Genomic DNA, 26301 nt, shown 5'->3' with positions numbered 1-26301 from the left:
CGCCGCCCGGGCCGCGTGGCACGATGGCCGGGCAGATCCCGGCAAACGGAGGGGGAGTTCGGTGACCGGTGTACGCAAGGGGCTGGCCAAAATAGAGGTCGCACTGCGGTGGGACCCGAGTCGGGCCGGCACACCGGCGAACGACCTGGACATAGTCGTCGCGGTCTACGGAGCGGCGGACCTGCACGGCACCCCCGTCCACCTGGTCCACTTCGGCAGCAGGTCCCCCGACGGCACCATCACCCTCAACCGGGACAGCCACACCGGTCAGGGCTTCGGCTTCGACGAGGTCATGACCCTCGAACTGGACCGGATGGCGGCGGAGTTGCGCCGGATCGTGGTGGGCGTGGTCATCCAGCGCGCCGACGCGGGCGACGCCGGGAAGACGTTCGCCGACATCGAGGGCGCGGGCGTCCGCATACGCGAGGGCCACATCGACCTGGCGTCCACCGACTTCGACTCCCTCGCGACCGCCAACGCGGCCACGGTGGCCGAGTTCGTCCGGGACGCCTCCGGCGGCTGGTCGCTGACCGCGCGCCTGCACGGCTTCGACACGGACCCGGAGGAGTTCACCCGCATCATGGGCGCCGCCCGCTGACGGAGACGCGGGCCGCGCAGACCGGGCGGCGGTCACTCCGCTCGGGAGTGGCCGCCGCCCGGTCCGGGTGGCGCGCTGCCGCCGTCCCCACGAGGCAGCGCGGGCGGTCCGCCGTCCGGTCATCGAGCCGGCGGGCCGCCGGTATCAGGGGGTCGGGCCGTCCGGGGAGCCGGGCGGGGTCAGACCCAGGGCGGGCAGCAGGACCGCGTCGACGAAGCGGACCAGGTACTCGGCGTCGGCGTACCGACCCTCCAGCACCGGCCGGATGCGGAGCACGCCCATCAGCTGCGCCGGCAGGAACTCCACGGCCGGGTGGTCCGCGGTGATCTCGCCCCGCGCCACGCCCCGCGCCACCATCACGTCGAAGGCGGCCAGCTCCGGGCCGACCAGGGCCTCGCGCAGCGCGGCCTGGAGCTCCTCGTCGCTCAGGACCGCGTGCCCGAGGGCCTGCATCAGCCGGGTGTCCCGCCCCGAGGTGCAGCCCGCGATCCGGGCCGCCTCGCGCAGGTCTCCCGCCAGCGACCCGGTGTCCACCGCGACCAGGGTGCCCTGCCGGCCGGCCCGCAGGGCGGCGGCGACGAGCTGGGGCTTCGTCTTCCACTGCCGGTACAGCGTGGACTTGCCGCAGCTGGCCCGAGCGGCGATGCCCTCCATGGTGAGGGCCTCGTAACCGTCCTCGCGCAGCTGGTCCAGGACGGCGTCGTAGAACTCCTGCTCCCGCTCCGGGCTGATCTTGGAGCGGCGCGCGGTGACCGGCGTCGACGTCATGGGCTGCGGCTCTCCTCGGGGGCGCTTCGGTGGCACGTTCCTGTTCGGAGTGTACGGGAACGCGACCGTATCGGTACACCGGCGTATCGATACGCGAATGTATCGATACACTGGCGTGTCGATGTGCGCGCAAACAGGAAGCGAGACCGGGGGATGACCTCCCACACCACACCTGCCGGGCCGGCAGCCGGACCGAGAGCCGCGCGCCGCCGCCTCATACGCGAGCTGCTGCTCGTCGCCGGACTCTTCACCGTCTACAAGGCCGGCCGGACGCTCTCGACCGGCCGCACCGACGAGGCCTTCCGCAACGCCGGATGGATCTGGGACGCCGAGCGCACCCTGCGCCTCCCCGGAGAGGGACTGGTGCAGGGGCTGCTGCTGCACGGGGAGACCCTCGTGCGCACCGCGAACACCTACTACGCGGGCGTCCACTTCCCCGCGACGGCGCTGTTCCTGATCTGGCTCTACGCCCGCCGCCCCGCCCACTACCTCTGGGCGCGCAGGGTCCTCGTCGTCCTCACCGGAGCCGCCCTCGCCCTCCACCTCGCCTTTCCGCTCGCACCTCCGCGGATGCTCGCCGCGGCGCACCTCGTCGACACCGGGCAGGTCTACGGCCCCACCGTCTACCGGGCCGCGCCCGCCGCCGACACGATGGCCAACCAGTTCGCGGCGATGCCCTCGCTGCACTTCGGCTGGGCGCTGATGCTCGCGCTGGGCATGATGGCCGCCACCCGCTCCCGGCTGCGACCGCTGTGGCTGCTCCACCCGCTGGTGACCCTGCTCGTGGTCGTCGGCACCGCCAACCACTACTGGCTCGACGCGATCGTGGCGACCGTACTGCTGGGGGCGGCGCTCCTGCTGATCCCCCGGCCGGGCCCCCCGGGCCCCACGACGGGCGCGGGCACCGGCCTCGCCGAGGCCTCCGGGACCCACGGGGACCCCGCCGCATCCGCACCCTCCGCCACCGAAGGCGCCGGTGCCGGCGGGTCCGGTGGCGGCCCCGGCGCGCCCGACGCCTCCGGAGCCGTGCCCGTACGCCGCCTGCCGCGTCCGAGCGGCGAGCGCGCCGCCGTGGGGGCCGGACGGTGAACGCCACCGCCCTCGCCGTCGGGCTCTGCCTCGCCTCCGCCGTGACGTACGCGGCCGCCGCCGTCGCCCAGGAGCGGCTCGCCCGCGCCGCCGAGGCCCGTACCGCCAAGGCGCTGTTCGGCAACGGCGCCTGGTGGTGGTCGGCCGGGCTGAACGCCGCCGCGGCGCTGCTGCACGCGGCGGCCCTGCGCTACGGCCCGCTCACCCTGGTCCAGCCCCTCGGCGCGCTCACCCTGGTGGCGGCCGTTCCGCTGGGGGCGCGCGGAGCGGGGCGCCGGGTCGCGGCCACGGAATGGCGGGGCACGCTGGCCACCGTCGCCGGACTCGGCCTGCTGCTGCTCCCCGCGTCCGGACCCGCCCCCGACGACACCCTCACCCTGGCCGAGGCGTTCGCCGTCTCCGGAGCGACGGCCGCGGTGATCCTGCTGCTGACCGCCGCCCGGGACCCGCGCTCGGGGCTGCGGCACGCCACGGCCTCCGGACTCGCCTCCGCGGCGGCCTCCGCCCTCACCCAGACGGTGGCCGTGGCGGGCGGCCGCGGGGGAGCCCTGCTCAGCGTCCGGGTGGTCTCGGTGGCCGCGCTCGTGGTGGTCTTCGCGGTCGGCGGGATGCTGCTGTCCCAGCGTGCCTACCGGGGCGGGCTGGGCGCCCCGCTCGCCGTCGTGAACCTGGCCAACCCCCTCGCCGCCGCCGCCATCGGCATGGTGCTGCTCGGCGAACGCCTCCAGGGGGGTGCGGCCGGCGTGCTGCTGGCGGCGGCGGGAGCCCTCGCGGCCGCGCGCGGCGTGCTCCTGCTCACCCGGACGCCACCGGCGCCGGCCGGCACCGCCGTGGCGGCCGGGGCGACCGTACCCGCGGGCGCCACCGTCCCGGCGGGCCCTGCCGTCCGCGAGGTCCCGATCGTCTCCGGGGCCCCGGTCGTCGCAGCCGCCCCGATCACCCCGGTAGCCCCGTCCGTGCCGTCCGCTCCCACGGTTCCCGCCGCCCCCGTCGCTCCCGCCGGACCGGCGACCCGTGTGGCAGCATGACGCGCATGCTCGAAGGATCGTCCCTCTCCCTGTGGTCCAAGGACTCCGTGCTGTCGATCGGTTCGGTGGGCTCGGTGCTCTCCATCGGTTCCGTCGGCTCCGTGCTCTCCGTCGGATCGATCGGTTCCGCGCTGTCCGCCGCATCCATCGGCTCGTCCCTCTCGCTCGGCTCCGCCGGCTCGTGGCTGAGCGTGGGCTCGGTGCTCTCCGCGCAGTCCGCCTTCTCCGTGCTCTCCTGGCGCTCCCGCGGCGCCTTCCTGGCGGCGGGCGCGGTCGGCGCGGCCGGTGTCGCGACCCTCGCCGTGCTCGCCCTGACCAGGCCGGCCGCGCGCCGCTGAGCACGACCGGAGAACCGTTTCGGCCCCGCTCGCGTCCTCCCCGGTGAACGCGACGCACCACCGAAACGGAGTGACTGGTCATGGGATTCGTGAGCTGGATCATCCTGGGACTGCTGGCCGGAGGCATAGCCAAGGTCCTGTTGCCCGGCCGGGACCCGGGCGGCGTGATCGGCACCGTCCTCATCGGCGTCGCCGGAGCCTTCGTCGGGGGCTGGCTCTCGGCCAAGTTCCTGGACCGCCCGATCCAGACCGAGTTCTTCGACCTCGCCACTTGGGGCTCCGCCATCGCCGGCTCGCTGGTCCTGCTGATCGGCTACCGCATCCTGTTCGGCAACTCCCGGGACTGACCGCCGCGCGCGAACCCGCCGGCCGCCCGGCCGCCGCTCCCGCCGACGGGCCACCGGGGCGCCACCGCCCGCGCACGCCGCCCGCGTACGCCGCCGGAGTTCCCGACGCGGGGGCCGGATCGCGCCAGGGCGGGTCGGCCCGTACTGGTGTGCCACCGGACGCCGGGCTTCACTGCGGGGCCATGACACGACACCGGATCATGCGCCTGCTCGGCGCGCTGACCCTCGCCGCGGCCGGCCTGGCCGGCGCCTCGGGACCCGCGACGGCGGCCGCGGGCCCGGACCCGGACCCGTACCGTGCGGCGGCCCCGGGCGCCGCCGACGTCCGCCCGGGCCCCGCCCCCGGCGGCGCGACCCCGCCCGCCGAGTTCGGCACCGACTGGCACGACCCCCTCACGCCCGGCCCGCCCGTCGCCCGTCCCGCGACACGGTCCTGCCGGGTGACCCTCGCGGAGGCGCAGTTCCGCGACTTCACCCCGTACCGGGGCTCCTACGCACCCCCCGCGGGCTGCGGCGCCGACCACTGGGCCGCGGTCGTGCTCCGCCTCGACGGGAAGGTCAAGGGCCGCCAGTACGACCGCCTCGGCCACCTCTCCCTCGGCGGCGTGGAGATCCTGCGCACCTCGACGCCCCAGCCCTCGCCCGACGGCATCACCTGGTCCGTGGAGAAGGACGTCACCCGTTACCGCGACACCCTCGCCCGGCCGCAGCCCGTCGAGATGCTCATCGGGAACGTCGTCGACGCCACCTACACCGGAGTCATCGACGTCACGGTCACCCTGACCTTCTACGCGGCCGAGGGCCCCACCGGACCGGCCGCGACCCCGGATCGCGTCCTGCCGCTCACCTCCCCGGCCGTCACCACCCCGCGCAACACCGAACGGCTCCTCGCCGAGGTGTACGCCACCGGCTCCGGCGGAGGCTGCGAGGAGTACTGGTACCTGACCGTCCCGGACGCGGCCCCGTACTCCTGCAAGGCGGCCGACGGCCCCTACCGCGAGGTCCGCGTCCACGTCGACGGCCGGCTCGCCGGCCTCGCCGCGCCCTTCCCGACCGTCTGGACCGGCGGCTGGTCCAACCCGTTCCTCTGGTACGTCACCCCCGGCCCCCGCGCCTTCGACGTCCAGCCCGTCCTCTACGACCTCACCCCCTTCGCCGCCCTCCTCAACGACGGCCGCCCGCACCGGATCGAGGTGACCGTCGCGGGCGTCCCGGCCGGCCAGAGCGGCTGGAGCACCCCGACCAACCTGCTGCTGTGGCAGGACGAGGCACGGGCGGTCGTCACCGGCGCCCTGACCCGGCACGAACAGGGCGGGCAGGCCGGACACTCCCGCTGGACACCCGCCGCACCCGGCTCCGCCCACCGCCTCGACACCGAGGGCGGCAACCGGCTCACCGTCGCCGGGTACCTGGACACCTCGCACGGACGCGTCACCACCACCGTCACCCGCGCGGTCCGCAACACCTCCGTCCACCGCTGGACCGACGGCGAGAACCTCGACGCCCTGACCGCCGAGTGGACCGACGAGGAGAACGTGACCCGGGGCGCGGTCACGACCCGCACCCTGCGGACCTACACGATGGACGGCGAGACCACCCTCGGAACCGGCGACCGGCTGCGCACCGTCCTGTCCCTCGGAGACCGGGCGGACACCACGACCCGGCGCGGCGGCCGGACCGTCGAGGCCTCCCGGCTCGACGACCGCTACACGGGCGACGCCACCTACACGGCCAACGTCCCGCGCGACCAGCGGCACGCCGTCGCCACCACCACCGCCCGCACCCGGGCGTACGGGGCTCAGGTGCCCGGCGGATGTCACGACCGCACGCTGACCGCGGTGCAGGGCACCCTCACCGCGGACCGCCTCCGCTGCTGACGGACCGGGCGCCTACGATGACCGGCCATGGAGACGAGTGAGGCCGGCAGACAGCTGATCGACGGCCGGTTTGAACTGATCAAGCCCCTGGGCGCCGGCGGCATGGGCACGGTGTGGCGCGCCCGCGACATCGCCCTGCACCGCGACGTCGCGTTGAAGGAGGTGCGCCCGCCGGACCCGGCCACCGCCGCCGCCCAGCCCGGTCTCGCCGACCAGCTGCGCGAACGCGCCGTCCGCGAGGCCCGCGCCCTGGCCCGCCTCGCCCATCCGAACGTGGTGACGATCCACCACATCGTGGAGCCCGCGCCGGGCGCGGAGGGCCACCCGTGGATCGTCATGGAGATGGTCCGGGGCGGTTCGCTGTACGACCGGCTGGAGTCCGGGCCCCTGCCGGTCCCGGAGGTGATCCGGCTCGGCCTCGACGTCCTGTCCGCGCTGCGCGCCGCGCACGCCGAGGGCGTCCTCCACCGCGATGTGAAACCGGCCAATGTGCTGCTGCGTCCCGACGGCTCCGCGGTGCTCACCGACTTCGGCATCGCCGCCCTGCACGATTCGACGGGCCTGACCTCGACCGGGGTGCTCATCGGCTCCCCCGAGTACATCGCGCCCGAGCGGGTGCGCGGGGCCGAGGGCCTCGCTGCCTCCGACCTGTGGTCGCTCGGCATGATGCTGTACGTGGCCGCGGAGGGCGTCCACCCGCTGCGCCGGGCCTCCAGCCTGGCCACCGTCGTCGCCGTGCTCGACGAGCCGCTGCCCGCGCCCGTGCGGTCCGGCCCGCTGCGGCCGGTACTGGAACGGCTGCTCGTACGGGACCCGGCCGAGCGCCCCGACGCGGCCCTCCTGGAACAGCTGCTCCGCGATGCGAGCACTGCTCTCGCGGGCCCGGCCGCCGGATTCGGTCCGCCCCCGCCGGCCGGGTCGCCCGCAGGGCCCGCCACCGGGTCGTCGGCGCCCGCCGCGCCCGCCGTGCCCCCCGGGCCCTACGGTCCGTACGGGCCCCAGGCCCATCAGGCCCACCAGGCCCACACCCCGCCGGCGTTCCACCCCGGTGGCGGCTCCCCGTACGACGCCACCGCGCCGCTCGCGGCCGCCCGCAGCCCGCGCCGCCGGACGGCTCTGATCGCCGCGGTCCTGACCGTGGCCCTGACGGGCGGGGTGGTCGGCCTCGTCCAGTGGCTGCCCGCCGGCGGCGAGCGGTCCGACGGCGACGCCAAGGGTGCCACCACCGCCTCGGGCAGCCCGGGCACCCCGGCCGCGAAGACGCCCGTCCCGCAGGCGAGCCTCCCCCAGAGCGCCACCGGCGGAGGCCGTCAGGGCGGTTCCGCGGTCCCGCCCAAGGGCGGGCTGCTCACCCCGGCGGGGGTCCGGACGGCGCTGGAGGCGTTCAAACAGCAGGCCGGGACCACGGTGTTCGTGGACCTGCTGGTCTACGACGGGTACGTCCTCGCCTCGATCCCCACCGCTCCGGGCGCCAAGACGGTCGACGCCTGGCAGTACCGCGACGGGGCCGCCAAGCGCACCGGCCCCAAGGGAACCGTCGCCGCGGGCAAGCCCCTGATCGACATGTCGACGGTCTCCTGGGACGCCCTCCCCGGCCTGCTGGAGCAGTCCCAGAAGGAGCTCGGGGTGTCCGCTCCGACGTCCCGGTACGTCATCGTCGACGCCTGGATGATGGACGGCCTCCCGTGCATGAGGCCGTACCTGAGCGACGAGTACGGCCAGGGCGGATACGTCCTCGCCGGGATCGACGGCAAGGTCAGGAAGGTCCAGCGCTCCTGACCGCCGAGCCGGCCCGCGCAGCACCGCCGGCCCGCGCAGCACCGCGGGCCGGCGAACGCCTTCTAGTAGGGGCCGTTCACGTTGTCGATCGAGCCGTAGCGCTTGGCCGCGTAGTTGCAGGCGGCGGTGATGTTGGCGACCGGGTCGTACGAGTCCAGGGACGTGCCCGGCACGTGGTAGGCCTTGAAGGTCGGGTCGATGACCTGGAGCAGGCCCTTGGAGGGGATGCCCGCCGCGGCGTTGGAGTCCCAGTTGTTGATGGCCAGCGGATTGCCGGAGGATTCCCGCATGATGTTGCGGTGAATTCCGTTGTAGGTTCCGGGAATTCCGTGCTCGGCCATGACGTCGAGCGACTCGCGGATCCAGCCGTCCAGGTTGTTCGGGTAGGCCGTGGCCGCCACGGTGGTGGCGGCCTTCTTCGCGGCCGTGCCGAGCGTCAGTTTCAGGCCGGGGCGGATGGTCGCCGGGTTGTCGCCGATGGTGCTCCGGTTCGCGGCGTAGAGCTGTTCCCAGCCGCCGGTGAGGGAGTGCTTCGCCGCTATCTGCGACAGGGTGTCGCCGGCGACCACCGCGTACGTCGTCGGCGCGGCGGCCGACTCGGCCGCTCCGGCACCGGTCGCGCCGACCAGGGGGAGGGCGAGGGCCAGCCCGCCGGTGCCGGCGAGGGCCAGCTTGCGGGTGATCGGGTTCTGCTTCGGCCGGCGGTGCTTACCCTGTGCGGGCATGGCGGAATTCCTCACGTGGGGGGACGGGAGATCCCCGGCGGCGGCCGGATTCGGCTGTCGGCCGCTGGGAACGAGGTGACCGTAGGCGAGTGCGCCGGGCGGGAACAAGACACGAATTCCGCCCGGAGATCGACTTCCCGCATTCCCCCCGCAAAATGACCTTGGAAGGTCCTTCCCGCAATTGCCGATTCCCTTTCCGGGGAAAGGGAATCGGCCGATCGTGCGGAAATGATGTTGAATGCTTCCGAGTGACTGACGTCACGGTTTGAAGGCCGGTTTCCCAATTCGGTCAAGTCGTTTCTCCCCGTGTCTCATGGGGGCGACTCGCCCGTTGGTTGCGAATCGCCCATCGGGGACTCTTTCCGGCGTTCCGCGGGCGGACCTCGCCCGCGTCAGAGCTCCGCCAGCCGCTCCTCGGCCGCCGCCACGGCCCCCGCGGAGGCCGGCAGCAGGGGGAGCCGTACGCCGGCGGTCGGAATGCGGCCCTGCGCGTGCAGCACGCCCTTGACCACCGCGGGATTCGGCTCGGCGAACGCCGCCGCCGACAACCGGGCCAGCGCGTGACCCAGCGGGCGCGCCCGCCCCACGTCCCCCGCACGCCAGGCCTCGGCCAGCTCCGCGAACCGGGCCGTCGCCAGGTGCGCCGACGCCAGTACGCCGCCCACCGCCCCCAGCGCCAGCATCGGCGCGAGGTACGCGTCGTCGCCCGCCAGCACCTCGAACCCCTCCGGCAGGTCGCCGAGCAGCGCCACCGCGTCCTCGTCGAGGCCACCGACCGCGTACTTCACCCCGGCCACCCCCGGCAGCGAACCGATCGCCCGCAGCGCGGCGGCGTCCAGCGGCAGCCCCGTGCGGTACGGGACGTGATAGACGATCAGCGGTACGGGGCTCACCTCGACCAGTCGCGCGAAGTGCGCCACCGCCCCGGCCGCCGAAGGCCGTACGAACGGGGGCACGGTCACCAGCGCGGCCCGGACCCACGGCCACCGGGCCAGCCGGGCCAGCGACTCCCCGGCCGCCCGGGTCCCGCTCGCCCCCGCCCCGACGGTCAGCGGCGCGCCCCGCTCCCGGCAGACCCGGGCGCACACGTCGGTGACGAGGTCGCGCTCCGCCGTGTCGAGCAGGGCCGCCTCGGCGGTGGTCCCCAGGGCGACGAGACCGGTCGCGCCCTCGTCGAGCAGGCCGTGGGCGAGCGCCTCCAGAGCTGCGGCGGCGACCTCCCCGGACCGGGCGAAGGGGGTGACGAGCGGTACGTGGATCCCGTGCAGGGAGAGGTCCCCGGCGCAGCGCCGGGCGGTGTTCTGGTCCATGCCCACGAGCCTGGGGTCCGCGGAGCGTCGAATCCAGTTCGCATTTCTTACCGGAACCGTAAGCTGAGCCGATGCTCGACGTACGACGCCTGCGCCTGCTGCGCGAACTCGACCGCCGCGGAACCATCGCCGCCGTGGCGGAGGCCCTCGCGTTCAGCCCTTCGGCGGTCTCCCAGCAACTCGCCGTCCTGGAGCGCGAAGCCGGACTGCCGCTGCTGGAGCGCACCGGCCGGCGGGTCCGCCTCACCCCCGCCGGCGAGACCCTGGTCCGCCACGCGGACGCCGTCCTCGAACGGCTGGAACGGGCGGGCTCCGAGCTCGCCGAAGCCCGCGGCGGCCTCGCCGGAGCGCTGCGCATCGGGGCCTTCCCCACGGCGGCCCGGGCCATCGTGCCGGCCGCCCTGACGGCCCTCGCGCGGCGCCATCCCGGGCTGGAGCCGAGGGTGTCGGAGACCGACCCGGCGGCGGTCGCGCACGCGCTGCGGGCCGGTGATCTGGACGTGGCCCTGGTCCACGCCTACGACCTGGTGCCGGCGCCGCGCGAGCCCGGGATCGACACCGAGCCGCTGTACCGGGAGGCGATGTACCTGGCGGCGCCCGCGGCATGGGACCCCGGCGCGCAACAGGACCCCGGCGCGCAGCAGGACCCCGGCGCGCAGCAGGACCCCGTGCAGGACCACGCCCGGGACCCGGCGCAGGACCACGCCCCGGCCGACGTCCTGGCCGCGCACGCGCACGATCCCTGGATCACGGCCACCCCCGGGACCCTCTGCCACGCCATGACCGTACGGGCCTGCCAGGCGGCCGGTTTCGCCCCGCGCGTCCGCCACCGGGTCGACGAGTTCGCCACCGTGCTCGCCCTGGTCGCGGCCGGACAGGGCGTGGCCGTCGTACCCCGGCTCGGAGTCCCCGCACCCCCCGACCCCGCCGTCCGCCTGACCCGGCTGCCCGTGGAACGCCGTACCCGCGTCGCCTTCCGCAGCGGAGCCGCGGCCCACCCGGCGGTGGCCGCCTTCACCGCCGCGCTGCGGGAGTCCGTACCGCCGGACCTGGCCGGTTCGCGCGCCGCGCGGTGAGACGGCTCCCGCCGGGTGGGGCGTCCGTGTACGTTCGGACGGCAGCCAAATGAGAGTGGGGTAGCACGTGACGCACCGCGTACGAGGGGTCATCGCCCGGAGCAAGGGCGCACCGGTGGAGACGACGACGATCCTCGTCCCCGACCCGGGACCCGGCGAGGCGCTGGTCCGGGTCCAGGCCTGCGGGGTCTGCCACACCGACCTGCACTACCGGGAGGGCGGAATCAACGACGAGTTCCCCTTCCTGCTCGGCCACGAGGCCGCGGGCGTGGTCGAGTCGGTGGGCCCGGACGTCACCTCGGTGGCGCCCGGGGACTTCGTCGTCCTCAACTGGCGCGCGGTGTGCGGGACCTGTCGCGCGTGCCGGCGCGGACGGCCCTGGTACTGCTTCGCCACGCACAACGCGACCCAGCCGATGACCCTGGAGGACGGCACCCCGCTGTCCCCGGCGCTCGGCATCGGCTCCTTCGCGGAGAAGACCCTGGTCGCGGCCGGCCAGTGCACCAAGGTGGACCCGGCCGCCTCGCCCGCGGCCGCCGGACTCCTGGGCTGCGGCGTGATGGCCGGCCTCGGCGCCGCGCTGAACACCGGCGGAGTCGGGCGGGGCGACTCCGTCGCCGTCATCGGCTGCGGGGGAGTGGGCAACGCCGCCGTGGCGGGCGCCCGCCTCGCCGGCGCCTCCACGATCATCGCGGTGGACCTGGACGACCGGAAGCTGGAGTGGGCCCGCGGTCTGGGCGCCACGCACACCGTCAACGGCGGTACCGAGGACGTGGTCAAGGCGATCCAGGCCCTGACCGACGGGAACGGCGCCGACGTGGTCATCGACGCGGTCGGCCGCCCGGAGACCTACCGGCAGGCGTTCTACGCCCGCGACCTGGCCGGGACCGTGGTCCTGGTCGGCGTCCCGACCCCGGAGATGAAGCTCGAACTGCCCCTCCTGGACGTCTTCGGCCGCGGCGGCGCCCTGAAGTCCTCCTGGTACGGGGACTGTCTGCCCGAGCGCGACTTCCCGGTGCTCGTCGACCTCTACCTGCAGGGCCGGCTGGACCTGGACGCCTTCGTGTCGGAGACGATCCCGCTCGACGGCGTGGAGGACGCGTTCGCCCGGATGGAACGGGGCGAGGTGCTCCGCTCGGTGGTCGAGTTCCCGTAAGCCCCGGCTGCCCACCGGGCCCCGTACCGGACCCGTACTAGACTCGGCCGGACCGCCACACCCGTGCCCCCGCCGCGATCCGGCGGGGGCACGGGACTTCGCACCGCGTACCCCAGGGGCCGTCCGTGACCGCAGAGCACAGCTACCGCCAGCCCGGAACGGTCCTCACCGACCACCGGTTCACCGTCCCCCTGGACCACGCGGACCCGGACGGCGAGCAGATCGAGCTCTACGCCCGCGAGGTCGTCGCCGCCGGCAAGGACCCGCAGGCATTGCCGTGGCTGCTGTACCTGGAGGGCGGCCCCGGCTTCGGCGCGCGCCGGTTCATCGGACGGCAGGCGTGGCTGGACCGGGCCCTGACCGAGTTCCGCGTCCTGCTCCTCGACCAGCGCGGGACCGGCCGCTCCACCCCGGTCAACCGGCAGACCCTGCCGCTGCGCGGCGGGCCGGCCCAACAGGCCGAGTACCTGGCCCACTTCCGGTCCGACTCCATCGTGCGCGACGCCGAGGCCATCCGGTCCGGCCTCACCGGCGGCGCGCCCTGGACCGTCCTGGGGCAGAGCTTCGGCGGCTTCTGCGCCACCCACTACCTCGGCAGCGCGCCCGAGGGACTGAGCGCGGTCCTGATCACCGGCGGACTGCCCTCGCTGACCGCCACCGCCGAGCAGGTGTACGAGGCCGCGTTCCCCCGCATGGAGCGCAAGACCGCCGCCCACTACGCCCGTTACCCCATGGACGTGGAGCGCGCCCGCCGGATCGCCGCCCACCTGGACGCCGTCCCGGCCGCGCTCCCGGGCGGCCACCGGCTGACCCCCGAGGCCTTCCAGTCGCTCGGCATCCTCCTCGGCTCCGGCGACGGCAGCCACCAGCTGCACTACCTTCTGGAGGACGCCTTCGTCCCCGCCCCCGGCGGGCCGCAGCTCTCCGACGCGTTCCTGGAGGGCGTCCACGGCCTCCTCTCCTTCGCCGGGCACCCCCTGTACGCGCTGATCCACGAGTCGATCTACGCCCAGGACCCGGCCGTCCCCACCGCCTGGGCCGCCGACCGGGTGCGCGCCCGCCACCCGCGCTTCGACGCCGGCAAGACCCTCGCGGGACCGGACCCCCTGCTGTTCACCGCGGAGGACATCCACCCCTGGCACTTCACCACCGACCCCGCCTTGGTCCCGCTGCGCGAGACTGCCGAACTGCTGGCCGCCCGTACGGGCTGGACGCCGCTGTACGACCCGGAGCGGCTCGCCGCCAACGAGGTGCCCGTGGCCGCCGCCGTCTACCACGACGACCTGTACGTCGACACCGCGCACTCCCTGGAGACGGCCCGCGCGATCCGGGGGCTGCGGACCTGGGTGACGGACGAGTTCGAGCACGACGGCCTCCGCGCGGGCGGGTCCCGCGTCCTGGACCGGCTGCTGGCGCTGGTACGGGACGAGGTCTGAGCGGGTCCCGTCAGCGCGGGGTCAGGCGCCGGGGACGGCCGAAGCGGACCGGGACCCCCTCGGAGTACAGCACGCTGTCCGGGGCGCCGGCCGGGGCGGACAGCCCCGCGGCGGCGACCAGGTCCTCGGTGCACTCCAGCAGCTCCGCGCGCCGCAGCGGCCAGCGCGGATGGGTGTTCGGCAGGTACAGCGGGCCGGTGTGGAAATCGTTGTGCAGGGCCCAGCGGGCCGTGACGAAGTGCTCCGCCGCGGTGGGCTCCCCGATCGGCGGGCCCACGCGGACGGAGATGCGCGAGCGGGCCCCCCTCGGGCCCGGCCACCTGCGCGTACCGGTGTACGTGAGCACGTCGCCGTCGCGCTCGACGGACATCCGCGCCCACTGGTACGGCAGCCGGAAGGCGGCACGGGCGATCACCACCGGCAGCAGCCGGGAGGCGTCCAGGGAGCGGAAGACGACGCCGCGCCGCCCCTGCGCGTCGACCGAGTACAGCCGTACGTTCGTCTCGGGGAAGGAACCGAAGTACGGCACTCCGGGCAGCCCCAGCCAGCCCACGCGGTGCATGCGGAAGGCGATCAGGCCGACGTAGGAGACCCCGTCGAGGGTGTCGGGGACCGTCCCGGCCGGCAAAAGGGGAGCGACCTCGGCCGGGTCGACCGCCCAGTGCAGGAACGCAAGGTCCAGCCAGGACTGCGTCAGCAGGGGCCGCGCGGGCGAGGCGGGCGGCTCCGCGCTCACGGGTTCGGGCGGAAGCGGGTACGACACCCTGCCATTGTCACAGGCCGGGGCCCGCCCCGAATCCGGGAGACCCGGCCTATGGCAGAGATCGCGAACAGATGACACGCTCGTCTCCTCGAATGCGCGAGCCTGGGGGGCGGACACGTGACGGAGCCGGGTATCGGCATGGGCTTGCGGGGCCGCAGCGGCATCCTCACCCTCGTCGGGGCGTGCCTCAAGGAGAGCCCGGCGGCCGAACGGCCCCTCACCATGCTGCTCGGACCCCCCGGCAGCGGCGCCAGCGAGGCGCACAGCGCCCTGATGGAGCACTTCGGGCCCGAGTACCCCTTCGCCTTCGTCAACTTCGGCGGCTCCCAGTCGCTCCTGCCCCGCTACGCCCTCGGCCTCCTCGCCCGCCAGCTCGAACGCAAACTGCCCCGCTACGGACGCTCCCGCTTCCCGCTGCTCAGCCTCGGCCTCCTCGCCTCCGACCAGGAACTGCGGATGCGCAACCTCGCCGAGGGCCGGCGGGCGGTCCAGCGCCAGCTCGACCAGTTCCAGCAGGACAACGAAGCCCGCCACGGCGACTACCTCGCCGCCTTCTTCGAAGTGGGCATGGGCGCCGTCGGCATGCCCGAGGGCGCCTCCACCGCCGCCCTCGCCCTCTTCCAGGACGCCCTGCGGCGGGGCCGCCGCAGCATGCCGGGCCTGCTCCGCGGCAGGCCGGGCAGCCGGCTCACCACGGGCGCCCACTGGTACGGGGCGCACCCCGCGATCCGCAGCGGGGATCCCATGGAGGCCCTCGTCGAGCTCAACCTGTGGCGCCACGAGGGGGACGAGAACGAACAGGAGCGCCTCGACCTGGTGCTCTTCTCGGCGTTCCTGGAGGACCTCAGACGCAACACCGCCCGCAACTTCATGCCCCGCTCCTACCTCCTGCTCCTGGACAACTCCCACACCGAGTACGGCCGCCGCTTCCTCGACCTGCTCGTGCGCGCCCGGCACGACGAGACGGTCGTGGCCGGGCACGCCAGCGACCCCCTGACCGTCGTCGCCAGCTCCAACCGCTGGCTGCCCCGCTGGGGCCCCGCCAGCGGAGACTCCTGGCCCTGGCAGCTGCGCGGCCCCGACCGGGCCTCCCTGACCGACTGGAACACCCACCGGCCCACCCGGGACAGCGAGGACACCTGGTGGTACCCGTTACGCCTGCGCGACCTCAACCTCGACGAGGTCCGCATCCGCATCGAGCTCCGGCTCGGCGGACACAGCGACCTCGCGCCCCTGACCCGCCTCACCCCCTTCGTGCACCGCCTCACCGGCGGCCTGCCCCGCGCCGTCCACCAGGTCCTGGAGACACTGCGCCAGGCCGGCCCGCCCCCGGACTCGGGGCCCCGGCAGGACCGCTGGCTGCGGGCCCTCCCCGACCGGCCGCTCAGCATCGGCGAGAGCACCGCCACCCTCGCCGACACCGCCCTCGGCCACCTCCTGCGCGACTTCGACGAGACCGGTCGCGCCGCCCTCGCCGAATGCGCCGCCGCCCGTGACTTCTCCGTCGGCACGCGGCTCCTCAGCCCCGGCGACGCCCTGTTCGGTGAGGTCCGGTCCCGTTGGCTGCTGTCCGGGCCGACCGCCGTCGTCCCCGTGCTCCACCCGTGGCTGCGCCGGCTGCTGCTCTGGAGGCTGGCCCGGCGCCCCGACGCGTGGGACACCGCGCACGAACTCCTCGCCGAGCACTACCGGGACGAGGGGCGGCCCGTCCAGGAGATGTACCACGAGCTCGCCCTCGGGCGGACCGACGCGGTCGCCGCCCACCTGACGCGGCGCTTCGCCACCGTCCCGGCCCTGCAGTGGATCGCGGAGTTCAGCGCCGTCACCGCGGCTCCCAACCGCCTTCCCGCCGACGGCGGTCCGCTGGACCTGCTCGCCGGACTCGGTCCGCGGTCCGGGGGGCGCGCCGGGGGGCGCGTCATGGACGTGGAATCCGTCATCCACACGCTGGTCACCACCCGCTGGGTGTGGAGCGACCCGCTCGCCGACCCCGCCATGCGACTGGGCGACATGCTCGCCGACGGCTTCACCCAGCTGTCCCAACTGCGGAGGAACGACATCGTGGCCCTCTTCAACGAGGCGGAGCGACACCGCCACTGGCGCGACCCCCAGACCGCCGGCGGAGAGGGCTGAGGCCGTGGCCAGACTCGAATGGCCGCTGCACGTCGTCCGCCGCGCGATCCTCGCCCTGGCCGCCCTCGCCGTCCTCTCCACGGCCCTGTGGCTGGGCGCCGACTGGATCGGGGAACGCCGGTCGACCTGCGCCGAGGGAGTCGTCGAGCGGGGCGAACGGGACGAATGCGTCGGGGTGACGGACGGCTCCTTCTCCTTCGCCCCCCACCTCGACCCGGTCGGGAAGAAGATCCGGGAGGAGAACGCCCGGGTCCTCGCCGGCGCGGACAAGGAGCCCTACGTCAGCGTCGCGTACCTGACCTCCTTCACCACCACCGCCGAGGACAGCAACTCCGCCGAGGGCGTCCGGCACGAACTGCAGGGCGCGTACCTCGCCCAGTACCGCCACAACCGCGGCGACCTGTCGGCCACGCCCAAGATCCGCCTGCTGATCGCGAACCCGGGCAGCACGTCGGTGCACTGGAAGCACACCGTCGACGAGCTGATCGCCCGCAAGGACTCCCCGGACCGGCTGGTCGCGGTCGCCGGACTGGGACCCAGTACGGACGAGAACCTCGCCGCCATCAAGCGGCTCTCGGAACACGGCATCGCCATGGTCGGGGCCACCATGACCGCCACCAACATCCAGAACATCAACGGATTCGTCCGGGTCGCCCCCACCAACGTCGACGAGGCGTACGCCGCCGCCGGCTTCCTCAAGCGGCGCGGCACCGCCAGCGCCGTCGTCATACAGGACGTGGCCCGGGGCAACCTGTACGCCTCCACCCTCGGCACGGCCTTCACCGAGGCCTTCGACGACGGGGGCGCACACAAACTGGTGGCCGAGCGGATGACGTACGACTCCTCCGTGGGCAGCGCCTGGCAGAACGAACTCCGCTACATGTCCGGCCAGTTGTGCCTCCAGCGCCCTCAGGTCGTCTACTTCGCCGGCCGCGGCCGGCACCTCACCCACTTCCTCGACTACCTGTCCAACCGCAGCTGCACCGAGCAGAAGTTCACGGTCTTCGCCGGCGACGACACCACCAACCTGACCGCCGAGCAGCTCGCCCACGCCGCCGACACCGGGGTCGAGGTCCTCTACACCGGGCTCTCCCACCCCGACATGTACCGCACGTCCCCGCAGTCGGTCTCCGCCCCCTCGGCGAAGAACTTCCAGGAGGGCGGACTGCTCGACCAGTGGTTCCCCCACGACCCGCGCCACGACGGCGGCGCGCTGATGGGCCACGACGCCGTGCTGACCGCCGCGCACGGCGTCCAGATGGCCGCGCGCTGGCAGGGCGACGTCGCGGGCGACGCGGTGGCCCGGATGTTCCACCAGATGGACGGCAACCAGCAGGTGGCGGGCGCGAGCGGCTTCATCTCCTTCCAGAACAACGGCAACCCGCGGAACAAGGCGGTACCGATCCTGCGGCTCACCGCCACCGGCCGGTCCGAGATCATCGAGGTCTCGGCGGCGCAGGGAAAGCCTCCCGAGCAGCAGTGACGGCGCAGGCGGGCGGGCCGCCGGCCCGCCACCGGGCCCGGTTGTGCTCTCCCTGTGGAGAACGTGTCGGAGATCTGTCCGGACCGTGCGGGAACTGTGCGCGTACCCACGGTGGTTGTAGGTGTGACGGGGACCGGCACGCCACCGCCTCCGGCCCCGTCCCGGGCCGGAGGCGGTCCCCGCACCCGAGCCGAACTGGAGTACGCATGACCTCTTCCCAGTTGCCCGCTCCGCACCCGGACCCGGCCGAGGGACCCCGCAGCGGCGGCGCCTTCGACGCCGTCCCCGCCCTCGACGGCGAACTGCGCTTCGACGAGGCCGCCCTCGACGCGGCGTCCACCGACTTCGGCGGCCTCGTCCGCCAGGCGCCCGCCGCGGTCCTGCGGCCCGGCTCGGCGGAGGACGTCGCCGCGATGGTCCGCCACTGCCGCGCGCGCGGCCTGAAGGCGGCCGCGCGCGGTCAGGGGCACTCCACCAACGGACAGGCCCAGGTGCCCTCCGGGCTCGTCATCGACCTCGGCACCCTGAACTCCGTCGAGATCCACGGCGACACCGCCGTGGTCCAGGGCGGAGCCCGGTGGAGCACCCTGGTCCGCACCGCGCTGGCCGCGGGCCTCACCCCGCCCGCCTTCACCGACTACCTCGAACTGTCCGTCGGCGGCACGCTGTCCGCCGGCGGCCTCGGCGGGCAGATCGGCCGCTACGGCACGCAGGCCGACAACGTGCTCGAACTCCAGGTCGTCACCGGGGAGGGCGAACTGACGACGTGCTCGCCCACCGTGCGCCCCGACCTGTTCCGGGCCACCCTCGGCGGCCTCGGCCAGTGCGCCCTCATCACCCGCGCGACCATCCCGCTGGTCCCCGCACCCCGGGCCGTACGCCTCTACACACTGGCCAGCCCGAGCGTCGACGCCCTCACCGCACAGCAGGCCGCACTCCTCCAGGACGGCCGCTTCGACTACCTCGTCGGCCAGGCCGTGCCCACCCCGGACGGCTGGACCTACATGACCGAGGCCGCCGCTTACGACGCCACACCCGCCGACGACGCCCGGCTCACCGACGACCTGGCCCACACCGGTCTCCAGGTGCAGGACATGGACTACTTCGACTTCCTCGACCGGATCGCCCCCCTGGTGGAGATGCTGAAGTCCGTCGGCGAGTGGAAGCGCCCCCACCCCTGGTTCGACAGCCTGCTCCCGGCATCCGCCGTGAACGCCGTCGTCACGCAGACGCTCGCGGGCCTGGGTCCGGGCTCGCTCGGCGCGAGCGCGGTCGTGCTCCTGTACCCCGTCCCGACCGCCCTGTGCCGCACGCCCCTCCCGGCCATGCCGGACGAAGAGCTCGCCTACCTCTTCTCCCTCCTCAAGACCGCCTCGCCCGGGGCGGATCCCGCCGAGGAGATGGTCGCCGCGAACCGCAAGCAGTACGACACCACCGTGGACGCGGGCGGCCGCTGGTACCCCATCGGGTCGGCGCCGCTGACGACCGACGACTGGGTGCGCCACTTCGGCCCCTTCTGGGACGAGTTCAAGACCGCCCGCCACCGCTACGACCCCGACGGCACCCTCACCCCAGGCCAACGCATCTTCTGACCACCCCGCCCGCACCCCACCGGGGTGCGGGCACGGGCGCCCGGCAGGCCCCCGCCCCACCGGCCCACGTACACTCGCGCCGCACCCTGATCACCCGGTGCGCCGCGACGGCTCCTCCACAGGGCCCGGGGCGGTCCCACCGGAAGGAACCGACGGAGCGAGCCGCGCATGTCCCCCCTCGACGAGCTGACGGCTCTTCTGGGCGCACCGGACCCGGTGTGCGCGCCGGCGGACTGGACCGAGACCGAGAGCCACCTCGGCACCGCCCTTCCGGGGGACTACAAGGCCTTCGTGGACGCCTACGGCCCCGGTGCGGTCTGTGACGAGCTCGTCGCCTTCCACCCGGACGCCCCCTCCGCCCTGCTGCCGCGCATGCGCCGCACGCACGCGTTGTTCGCGGCGCGTCGGGAGAGGGCCGGTGGCGACCTGCGGGACCACCCCCACCCCTTCCACCCCGAACCGGGCGGGCTGATCTCCTGGGGGTACGACCCCAGCGGCGACGAGCACTTCTTCCTGCCCTGCGACCCGGACCCCGCTCGCTGGAAGATCGTCACCATGGTGCACGAGGTCGGCTGCACGACGTTCGACGGCTCCTTCAGCGCCTTCGTCCTGGCGTTCGTGCGGGAGTGGAGCGCCGCCCACCGGTATCCCGGCGTGGACCCGGAGGTGCTGGAGTTCCTCGAACCGGACGAACTGGAGGAGTTGGTCGAACAGGGTGAGGTGGCGCCCCCGGCCGAACCCCGCTTCGTACCGTCCTGAACCCGGCCCGCACCACGGAACGTGCGGCCGGTTCCCCGAGGAGCTCACGTCAGGCGGCGGCCACGGCTTCCAGGGGGCTGAGGGCGGCCGCGCGGCGGGCCGGGAGGGCGGCCGCGGCCACGCCGATCACCAGTGACCCCAGGCACACCAGGAGCAGCGTCCCCCAGGGCAGCGCCAGCGTGTACTGCTCGATCGCGCCGTTGGCGAGCGCGCCGACCGCCCAGGCCGCGAACAGCCCGCCCGCCAGGCCCAGGAGCGTGCCGAAACCGGCGACGGTCAGCGACTCCAGCCGCACCATGCGCCGGATCCCTGCGCGGTCCATGCCGATGGCGCGCAGCATGCCGATCTCGCGGGTCCGCTCGGACACCGACATGGCCAGGGTGTTCACGATGCCGAGCGAGGAGATCACCATGCCGACGGCCAGCAGCCCGTACATCAGGGTCAGCAGCTCGCCCATGGTGCCCGCCGCCTCGTCGACCAGTTCCTCCCTGTCCTGCACCTTCAGCAGCGGGTTGCCGCCCACGGCGGCGCGCAGCCGCTCCGCGGTGGCCCGGGAGACGGCGCCGTCGTCCGTACGGACGAGGATCCGCTGCACGGAACCCGGCAGGTGGCTGTGCTCCCGCACCTCGTCGCCGGCGCCCAGGGCCTCGCCCGCGGTGGGGTTGTCCCGGTAGACGCCCACGACGGCGTACCGCCGGGGCTCCTGCTCGCGGCCCATCGCGGCCTCGACGAAGCCGCCCGCGCTCACCCCGTTCCGCCGGGCGACGGTGGCGGACAGGGCGATGCGGCCCGGCCCCAGGTCCGCCGGCGAGCCGCTGACGAAGTCGAGCCGCAGGGCTCCGTCCAGGGTCGCGGGGTCGACCCCGGAGATCCCCTGGGTGTGACCGCCGATGCTCAGGACGGAGTCCGTGACGGGGGCCGCGGCCCGCACGCCGGCCGTGCCCGCCACCCGCTGGACCGCGGCCGGTTCGATGCCGGTCATGCTGCTCCGGGTACCGATCACGTAGTCGGCGCCGAGGCCGTACGCGGCCTGCCGGTCGAGGGCCTGCGCGCTGGAGTTCCCGATGACCGCGAGCCCGGCCACCATCGCCGTGCTGATCATCAGGGTGGCGGCCGTGGCCGCGGTGCGCCGCGGGTCGCGCAGGGCGTTCTCCCGCGCGAGTCGGCCGGTGATCCCGAAGCGCCGGGTCAGACGGCCGGTCAGGCGGATCACGGGGGCGGCCAGCAGCGGTGACAGCAGGACCATCGCCCCGACGAGCGCGGCGCAGCCGGCCATCGCCTGCTGCAGGTTCTCCTCCGAGGCGTCCTTCGCCCCCGTCAGTGACACCAGTACGCCGACGCCGACGACGAGCAGCACCAGCCCCACCGCGCCGCGCCACCGCGACCGGGCGGCGCCGGCCGGCTGCTCCGCCGCGCGCAGCGCCTCGATCGGCGCGACCCTCGCCGCCCTGCGGGACGGCAGCCACGCGGCGAGCACGGTGACGCCCACGCCCACGCCGAGCGCCGCCATGACGGGCAGCGGGCCGATCACCAGGGGCCCGTCGGGCAGCGTGTCCCCGGCGGAACCCAGGACGTCGGGCAGTACGGAGGCGATGCCGAGGCCCAGCAGGAAGCCGGCCCCCGATGCGACCAGGCCGACCAGGAGGGCTTCCAGGAGCACGGAGCGCACGACCTGGCGGCGCGAGGCGCCGATCGCCCGGAGCAGGGCGATCTCCCGGGTGCGACGCGTCACGAGCATCGTGAAGGTGTTGACGACGAGGAACGAGCCGATGAACAGCGAGACCGCGGCGAAGACCATCGGCATCTTCTCGTAGCCCCGGGTCAGCGTGGCGATGTAGAAGGCCTGCTGGTCGGCCAGGGCGCTGCCGCTGACGGCCTCGGCGCGGCCGGCCGGGAGCGCCGCGCTGACCAGGCGGGACAGTTCGGCCCGGTCGGCGCCGGGGGCGGCGTACAGGTTGATGCCCGTGTAGTGGCCGGGGGAGGCGAACAGCCGTTGGGCGGTCGCCGTGTCGAACAGCGCGAGGGTGCCTCCGGCGGTCACCCGGGTGTCCTTGGTGGTGACGATGCCGACGAGCCGCTTGGTCATGACGGGCCCGTCGGTGGCCAGCGTGACCGTGTCGCCGATGCGGAAGCGGCCGGCCGCAGCGGTGCCGGCGTCCACGGCGAGTTCCCCCTCGCCGCGCGGGGCGCGGCCCTCGACCAGCGGGTGGCGGGCGTCCGTACCGTCCTTGCCCGGTACGTAGGCGGCGGCCGGGTGCGCCCACGCCTTGTCGGCCCGCAGCGGAGTGCCGTCCGCCGCGTTCAGGACGGCCGAGCCGTCGGCCGACGGGCGTACGGCGGCGACGCCGGGCAGGCCGGCCAGCTTCCGTACGAGTGCGTCGTCCAGCACGGGGGTGCGCTGTTCCGGGGCGGTCCCCGGGGGTGGGTCCTTCGGGGTCACGGCGAACGCGATGCCGGCGAAGTCCTGTGAGGCGGCGGCGCGGTGGGCCGCGACCGAGGAGTCGGCGAAGACGAGGGTGCCGGAGACGAAGGCGACGCCGAGGCAGACCGCGAGGACGGTCATGGCCAGACGGGCCTTGTGCGCGAGGACGGAGCGCAGGGCGGTACGGAACATGGCGGGGGCGCATCCTGGGAAGCGGGCTCGAAGGATCGAGCGGACGGCTGGTTCGGTACGGGAGCCGCCGCGGCAGCCGTACGGCGTACGGGCGGCAGCGGTTCGGGCGGGGGCGGTACGGGCGGGGGCGGGGCGATGGCCGGCGCGGCGGCGGCCCAGCGGGCCGGGGCTCCGCGGGCCCGGCCCCGGCGGGTCAGCTGGTGCGCGGGCGGCTGTCGAAGGCCTTCATGCGGTCCAGGACCCGCTCCGGCGTGGGGTGCGCCATCTCGTCGACCAGGCGGCCGTCGGAGAGGAAGACCACGCGGTCGGCGTAGCCGGCGGCGACGGGGTCGTGGGTGACGACGACCACGGTCTGGCCCAGTGCCCGCACCGAGTCGCGCAGGAACCCGAGGATCTCGGCGCCGGCGCGCGAGTCGAGGTTGCCGGTGGGCTCGTCGCCGAAGACGATCGCCGGGCGGGACACCAGGGCCCGGGCGACCGCGACCCGCTGCTGCTGCCCTCCGGACAGCTGCCCGGGACGGTGGCCGAGCCGCTCGGAGAGGCCGACCATGGACACCACGCGGTCCAGCCACTCCCGGTCGGGGCGGCGGCCCGCGATGGCGGACGGCAGCGTGATGTTCTCCAGCGCCGTCAGGGTCGGCAGCAGGTTGAACGCCTGGAAGATGAAGCCGATCCGGTCCCGGCGCAGCCGGGTCAGCTGCCGGTCGTCGAGCGTGCCCAGCTCGGTGGTGCCGATCCGTACGGAGCCGGAGCTGAACGAGTCGAGCCCGGCGGCGCAGTGCATCAGGGTCGACTTGCCGCACCCGGACGGACCCATGATCGCGGTGAACTCGCCCTCCCGGAAGGCGATGCCGACGTCGTCGAGGGCGGTGACACGGGTGTCGCCGCTGCCGTAGACCTTGGTGAGGCCGCTGGTGGAGGCCGCGATCCCGGAGGTCGGGCGCGGTGCGAGCGGGGCATGGGGTTCGGCGGTCACGGGGACTCCTCATCGGGTGCGGAAGGGGGCACACCAGAGGGTCTCCGGGGGAGGTATCGGGCCCCCCGCCACCGTGTATCGGCGCACGCTCCGCCGTGTACCGGTTCCGTAGCGGCCCGGATTGCCAGGGCCGAAGCGGCGCGCCGGGGAGGGCCGGCCCGGTGCGTCAGGCGGGCAGGCGCAGGGTGGCGACGGCGCCGCCGTCCGCGGCGTTGTCCAGGCGCAGCTCGGCACCGAGGACCCGGGCCTGGCCCAGGGCGATGGTCAGGCCCAGGCCGTGGCCCGCTCCGCGCTCCGCGGCGCCCGTGTGGAAGCGCCGCGGCCCGTCGCGCAGCAGGTCCGGGGGGAAGCCGGGACCGCCGTCGCGGACGACGACCGTACGGCCCTCGACGGTGACCCGCACCGGGGCGGATCCGTGCCGGTGCGCGTTGACGACGAGGTTGGCGACGATGCGTTCGAGGCGCCGCGGATCGGTTTCCACGAGGTGCGCGCCCCGGCCCTCGCCGCTGATCACGCTCCCGTCGCCGCCGCCGCCGCCGTCGGTTCCGACGGCGCCGACGGTGATCCCGGTGTCGAGGCCGGTGCGTGCCACGGCCTCGGCGACGACCGCGCCGAGGGGGACGCGTGCGTGGACCGGCTGCTCGGCGCCCGCGTCCAGCCGGGAGATCTCCAGCAGGTCCTCGACGAGGGCGCGCAGGTCCCGCACCCGGGCGCGCAGCAGGTCCTCCGTCTCGCCGGGCGGCAGCAGGTCCGCGGCGGCCAGCAGGCCGCCGACGGGGGTGCGCAGCTCGTGGGCCACGTCGGCGGTGAACCGGCGCTCGGTGCGCAGCCTCCGGCTGAGGCTGTCCGCCATGAGGTCGACGGTGGCGGCGATGTCGTCCACCTCGTCACGGCCCGCGAGGGGCCCGGTCCGGGCGTCCAGGTCGCCTGCGGAGATCCGGCCCGCGGTCTCGGAGACCCGCCGCAGTCGGCGGCCGAGCAGCCCGGCTCCGTACACGGCCACCGGCGCGGCGGCCGCGAGCGCGACCAGCGAGGCCGCACCCATGACCGCGTCGAGCCGCCGCAGCTCGTGGAGCTCGCCACTCATGTTGGCCTGGACGGCCAGCACCGGGCTGCCCGGGCCGCCGATCCGCTGGGCGGCCCAGACGCTCGGTCCCACGTTCCCGTCGACGGACCCGTCGTACGCCGTGCGCCGGTCGCCGTCGACCGGGCGTCGCAGCGCGGCGGGCAGATCGGCCGGGTCGAGTGCGGCGCCGCCGGAGAGGGCGCCGGTCCGCCGGTAGACGTCCATGGCCGAGTACAGGCCGTTGAACGCCCGCGCCCCGGCCCGGTCGCGGATGTCCCCCGCGGTCCAGACGTGCACCAGTACGCCCACGGCCGCCGCGACCAGGCAGCCCGTGGCCGTGGCCAGCGCGGCGATCTTCCAGCGCAGGGGCACGCGGGCCGTACGCCGTCGGCGCGGTGCGGGCACCGGGTCCGGCCGGGGGAGCGGGGCCGGTGGGTCGAGCGGGTCCGGCCGGGGGAGCGGATCCGGCCGGTCGAGCGGGTCCGGCCGGTGAAAGGCGGGCACCGGCCTCAGCGCCTGAGCTTGTAGCCGAAGCCGCGGACCGTCTCGATCCGGTCCCTGCCCAGCTTGCCGCGCAGCCGCTGCACGCACAGGTCCACGACCCGGCTGTCGCCGTCCCAGCCGTACTCCCACACGTCCCGCAGCAGGGTGTGCCGTTCCAGCACGATGCCCGGGCGGGCGGCGAACGCCAGCAGAAGCTTCAGTTCGGTCGGGGTCAGCGCCACCGGGCTCCCGCCGACGGACACCTCCAGGCCTCCGGTGTCGACGGTCAGGTCCCCGAAGACCAGCACGTCGCCCTCGCCCGCGTTCTCACCGCCGCCCGCGGTCCCGCCCTCGGCCGGAGCCGGGACGGGCGCGTAGGTGGCCCGCCGCAGCAGGGACCGGATGCGGGCCACGAGCACGTAGGTGTCCACGGGCTTGACGACGTAGTCGTCCGCCCCCGCCTCCAGCCCGGCGACGACGTCGAGCCCGTCGCCGCGGGCGGACATCATCAGGACCGGTACGAGGCTGGTCTCCCGGACCCTGCGGCACAGACCGATCCCGTCCAGACCGGGCAGCATCACGTCCAGGATCAGCAGGTCGAAGCCCGCGGCGAGGAACGCCTCCAGGCCCGACAGCCCGTCGGCGACCGCCGTGACCCGGTAGCCGTACCGCTCCAGCGCGACGCCGAAGGACCGGCGCATCAGGTCGTCGTCCTCGACCAGCAGCACCCGCACGGACTGGGGGGAGGCCGGAGCCGGGGCTGACGAGGACACGGGCGGACGACTCCTGTGCGGAGGGAAGTACGGGACGGACGCAACGATAGGCCAGCCGCCGGCCGCGCCGCCCCGGCGCGTGGCGGACCCACGGCTTCGATGGAAATCCACGCGCTTCCCGATACCCGACCG

General features: G+C 74.7%; 22 protein-coding genes. 14 read left to right on the top strand and 8 right to left on the bottom strand.

What is annotated here, in order from left to right; genetic code table 11:
• Window positions 1-61 precede the first annotated feature (61 nt).
• Complete coding sequence (locus ACZ6S8_RS33135) at window positions 62-598, top strand: TerD family protein (protein ID WP_469461255.1); 537 nt, start codon at window positions 62-64, stop codon at window positions 596-598.
• Between the two features lie 144 nt (window positions 599-742).
• On the opposite strand, the gene ACZ6S8_RS33130 is transcribed toward ACZ6S8_RS33135, so the two are convergent.
• On the bottom strand, window positions 743-1366 hold the full coding sequence (locus ACZ6S8_RS33130; protein WP_469461253.1) for a TetR/AcrR family transcriptional regulator: 624 nt from the start codon (window positions 1364-1366) through the stop codon (window positions 743-745).
• Between the two features lie 153 nt (window positions 1367-1519).
• Here ACZ6S8_RS33130 and ACZ6S8_RS33125 point away from each other — a divergent pair, with 153 nt between their 5' ends.
• From ACZ6S8_RS33125 to ACZ6S8_RS33100, 6 genes are all read left to right on the top strand, one after another.
• Window positions 1520-2455 carry a phosphatase PAP2 family protein gene (locus tag ACZ6S8_RS33125; protein WP_469461251.1) on the top strand — a complete coding sequence of 312 codons (936 nt, stop codon included), beginning with the start codon at window positions 1520-1522 and terminating at the stop codon, window positions 2453-2455.
• Window positions 2452-3483, top strand: coding sequence for a hypothetical protein (locus tag ACZ6S8_RS33120; RefSeq protein ID WP_469461250.1), 1032 nt, complete (start codon window positions 2452-2454; stop codon window positions 3481-3483). Before ACZ6S8_RS33125 ends, ACZ6S8_RS33120 begins: the two co-directional genes overlap by 4 nt.
• A 5-nt stretch (window positions 3484-3488) precedes the next feature.
• Window positions 3489-3821 (top strand): hypothetical protein, encoded by a 333-nt coding sequence (locus ACZ6S8_RS33115; RefSeq protein ID WP_469461248.1) that lies wholly within the window; start codon window positions 3489-3491, stop codon window positions 3819-3821.
• Between the two features lie 80 nt (window positions 3822-3901).
• Complete coding sequence (locus ACZ6S8_RS33110; RefSeq protein WP_469461246.1) at window positions 3902-4168, top strand: GlsB/YeaQ/YmgE family stress response membrane protein; 267 nt, start codon at window positions 3902-3904, stop codon at window positions 4166-4168.
• A gap of 182 nt (window positions 4169-4350) precedes the next feature.
• Window positions 4351-6045 carry a peptide-N4-asparagine amidase gene (locus ACZ6S8_RS33105; protein ID WP_469461244.1) on the top strand — a complete coding sequence of 565 codons (1695 nt, stop codon included), beginning with the start codon at window positions 4351-4353 and terminating at the stop codon, window positions 6043-6045.
• Between the two features lie 27 nt (window positions 6046-6072).
• The gene (locus ACZ6S8_RS33100; protein WP_469461242.1) at window positions 6073-7824 is read left to right on the top strand and encodes a serine/threonine-protein kinase; all 1752 of its coding nucleotides are present in this window, start codon (window positions 6073-6075) and stop codon (window positions 7822-7824) included.
• Window positions 7825-7886: 62 nt separating this feature from the next.
• On the opposite strand, the gene ACZ6S8_RS33095 is transcribed toward ACZ6S8_RS33100, so the two are convergent.
• Both ACZ6S8_RS33095 and ACZ6S8_RS33090 read right to left on the bottom strand, forming a co-directional pair.
• Window positions 7887-8549: a LysM peptidoglycan-binding domain-containing protein gene (locus ACZ6S8_RS33095; protein WP_469461241.1), complete on the bottom strand. Its 663-nt coding sequence runs from the start codon at window positions 8547-8549 to the stop codon at window positions 7887-7889.
• Between the two features lie 392 nt (window positions 8550-8941).
• Window positions 8942-9859, bottom strand: a complete 918-nt coding sequence (locus ACZ6S8_RS33090) for a dihydrodipicolinate synthase family protein (protein WP_469461240.1) — start codon at window positions 9857-9859, stop codon at window positions 8942-8944.
• Window positions 9860-9930: 71 nt separating this feature from the next.
• Here ACZ6S8_RS33090 and ACZ6S8_RS33085 point away from each other — a divergent pair, with 71 nt between their 5' ends.
• The 3 genes from ACZ6S8_RS33085 to ACZ6S8_RS33075 all read left to right on the top strand — a co-directional run bounded on the left by ACZ6S8_RS33085 (window position 9931) and on the right by ACZ6S8_RS33075 (window position 13527).
• Window positions 9931-10935 carry a LysR family transcriptional regulator gene (locus ACZ6S8_RS33085; protein WP_469461239.1) on the top strand — a complete coding sequence of 335 codons (1005 nt, stop codon included), beginning with the start codon at window positions 9931-9933 and terminating at the stop codon, window positions 10933-10935.
• Window positions 10936-11002: 67 nt separating this feature from the next.
• Window positions 11003-12091, top strand: coding sequence for an S-(hydroxymethyl)mycothiol dehydrogenase (locus tag ACZ6S8_RS33080; RefSeq protein ID WP_469461237.1), 1089 nt, complete (start codon window positions 11003-11005; stop codon window positions 12089-12091).
• Window positions 12092-12216: 125 nt separating this feature from the next.
• Window positions 12217-13527, top strand: coding sequence for an alpha/beta fold hydrolase (locus ACZ6S8_RS33075; RefSeq protein ID WP_469461235.1), 1311 nt, complete (start codon window positions 12217-12219; stop codon window positions 13525-13527).
• Between the two features lie 10 nt (window positions 13528-13537).
• Here the strand turns inward: ACZ6S8_RS33075 and ACZ6S8_RS33070 are convergent, their stop codons facing one another.
• Window positions 13538-14290 (bottom strand): YqjF family protein, encoded by a 753-nt coding sequence (locus ACZ6S8_RS33070; protein WP_469461234.1) that lies wholly within the window; start codon window positions 14288-14290, stop codon window positions 13538-13540.
• Between the two features lie 117 nt (window positions 14291-14407).
• On the opposite strand from ACZ6S8_RS33070, the gene ACZ6S8_RS33065 reads away from it, so the two are divergent.
• The 4 genes from ACZ6S8_RS33065 to ACZ6S8_RS33050 all read left to right on the top strand — a co-directional run bounded on the left by ACZ6S8_RS33065 (window position 14408) and on the right by ACZ6S8_RS33050 (window position 20257).
• Complete coding sequence (locus tag ACZ6S8_RS33065) at window positions 14408-16423, top strand: hypothetical protein (protein WP_469461232.1); 2016 nt, start codon at window positions 14408-14410, stop codon at window positions 16421-16423.
• Window positions 16424-16427: 4 nt separating this feature from the next.
• On the top strand, window positions 16428-17906 hold the full coding sequence (locus tag ACZ6S8_RS33060; RefSeq protein WP_469461230.1) for an ABC transporter substrate-binding protein: 1479 nt from the start codon (window positions 16428-16430) through the stop codon (window positions 17904-17906).
• Window positions 17907-18112: 206 nt separating this feature from the next.
• The gene (locus ACZ6S8_RS33055) at window positions 18113-19498 is read left to right on the top strand and encodes an FAD-binding protein (RefSeq protein WP_469461228.1); all 1386 of its coding nucleotides are present in this window, start codon (window positions 18113-18115) and stop codon (window positions 19496-19498) included.
• Window positions 19499-19666: 168 nt separating this feature from the next.
• Window positions 19667-20257 (top strand): hypothetical protein, encoded by a 591-nt coding sequence (locus ACZ6S8_RS33050; RefSeq protein ID WP_469461226.1) that lies wholly within the window; start codon window positions 19667-19669, stop codon window positions 20255-20257.
• 49 nt (window positions 20258-20306) lie between these two features.
• Here the strand turns inward: ACZ6S8_RS33050 and ACZ6S8_RS33045 are convergent, their stop codons facing one another.
• The 4 genes from ACZ6S8_RS33045 to cseB form a co-directional block, all read right to left on the bottom strand.
• The gene (locus ACZ6S8_RS33045; protein ID WP_469461225.1) at window positions 20307-22871 is read right to left on the bottom strand and encodes an ABC transporter permease; all 2565 of its coding nucleotides are present in this window, start codon (window positions 22869-22871) and stop codon (window positions 20307-20309) included.
• Between the two features lie 193 nt (window positions 22872-23064).
• Window positions 23065-23847 (bottom strand): ABC transporter ATP-binding protein, encoded by a 783-nt coding sequence (locus ACZ6S8_RS33040; protein WP_469461223.1) that lies wholly within the window; start codon window positions 23845-23847, stop codon window positions 23065-23067.
• A gap of 166 nt (window positions 23848-24013) precedes the next feature.
• The gene (locus ACZ6S8_RS33035; RefSeq protein ID WP_469461221.1) at window positions 24014-25285 is read right to left on the bottom strand and encodes a sensor histidine kinase; all 1272 of its coding nucleotides are present in this window, start codon (window positions 25283-25285) and stop codon (window positions 24014-24016) included.
• A 137-nt stretch (window positions 25286-25422) separates the two neighbouring features.
• On the bottom strand, window positions 25423-26169 hold the full coding sequence (cseB, locus tag ACZ6S8_RS33030; RefSeq protein ID WP_469461219.1) for a two-component system response regulator CseB: 747 nt from the start codon (window positions 26167-26169) through the stop codon (window positions 25423-25425).
• Window positions 26170-26301 lie beyond the last annotated feature (132 nt).

Source organism: Streptomyces sp. NPDC048461 (assembly GCF_055587105.1).
The sequence above is the reverse complement of the archived record's forward strand: the minus strand, read 5'-3'. Positions and strand labels throughout refer to the sequence as shown.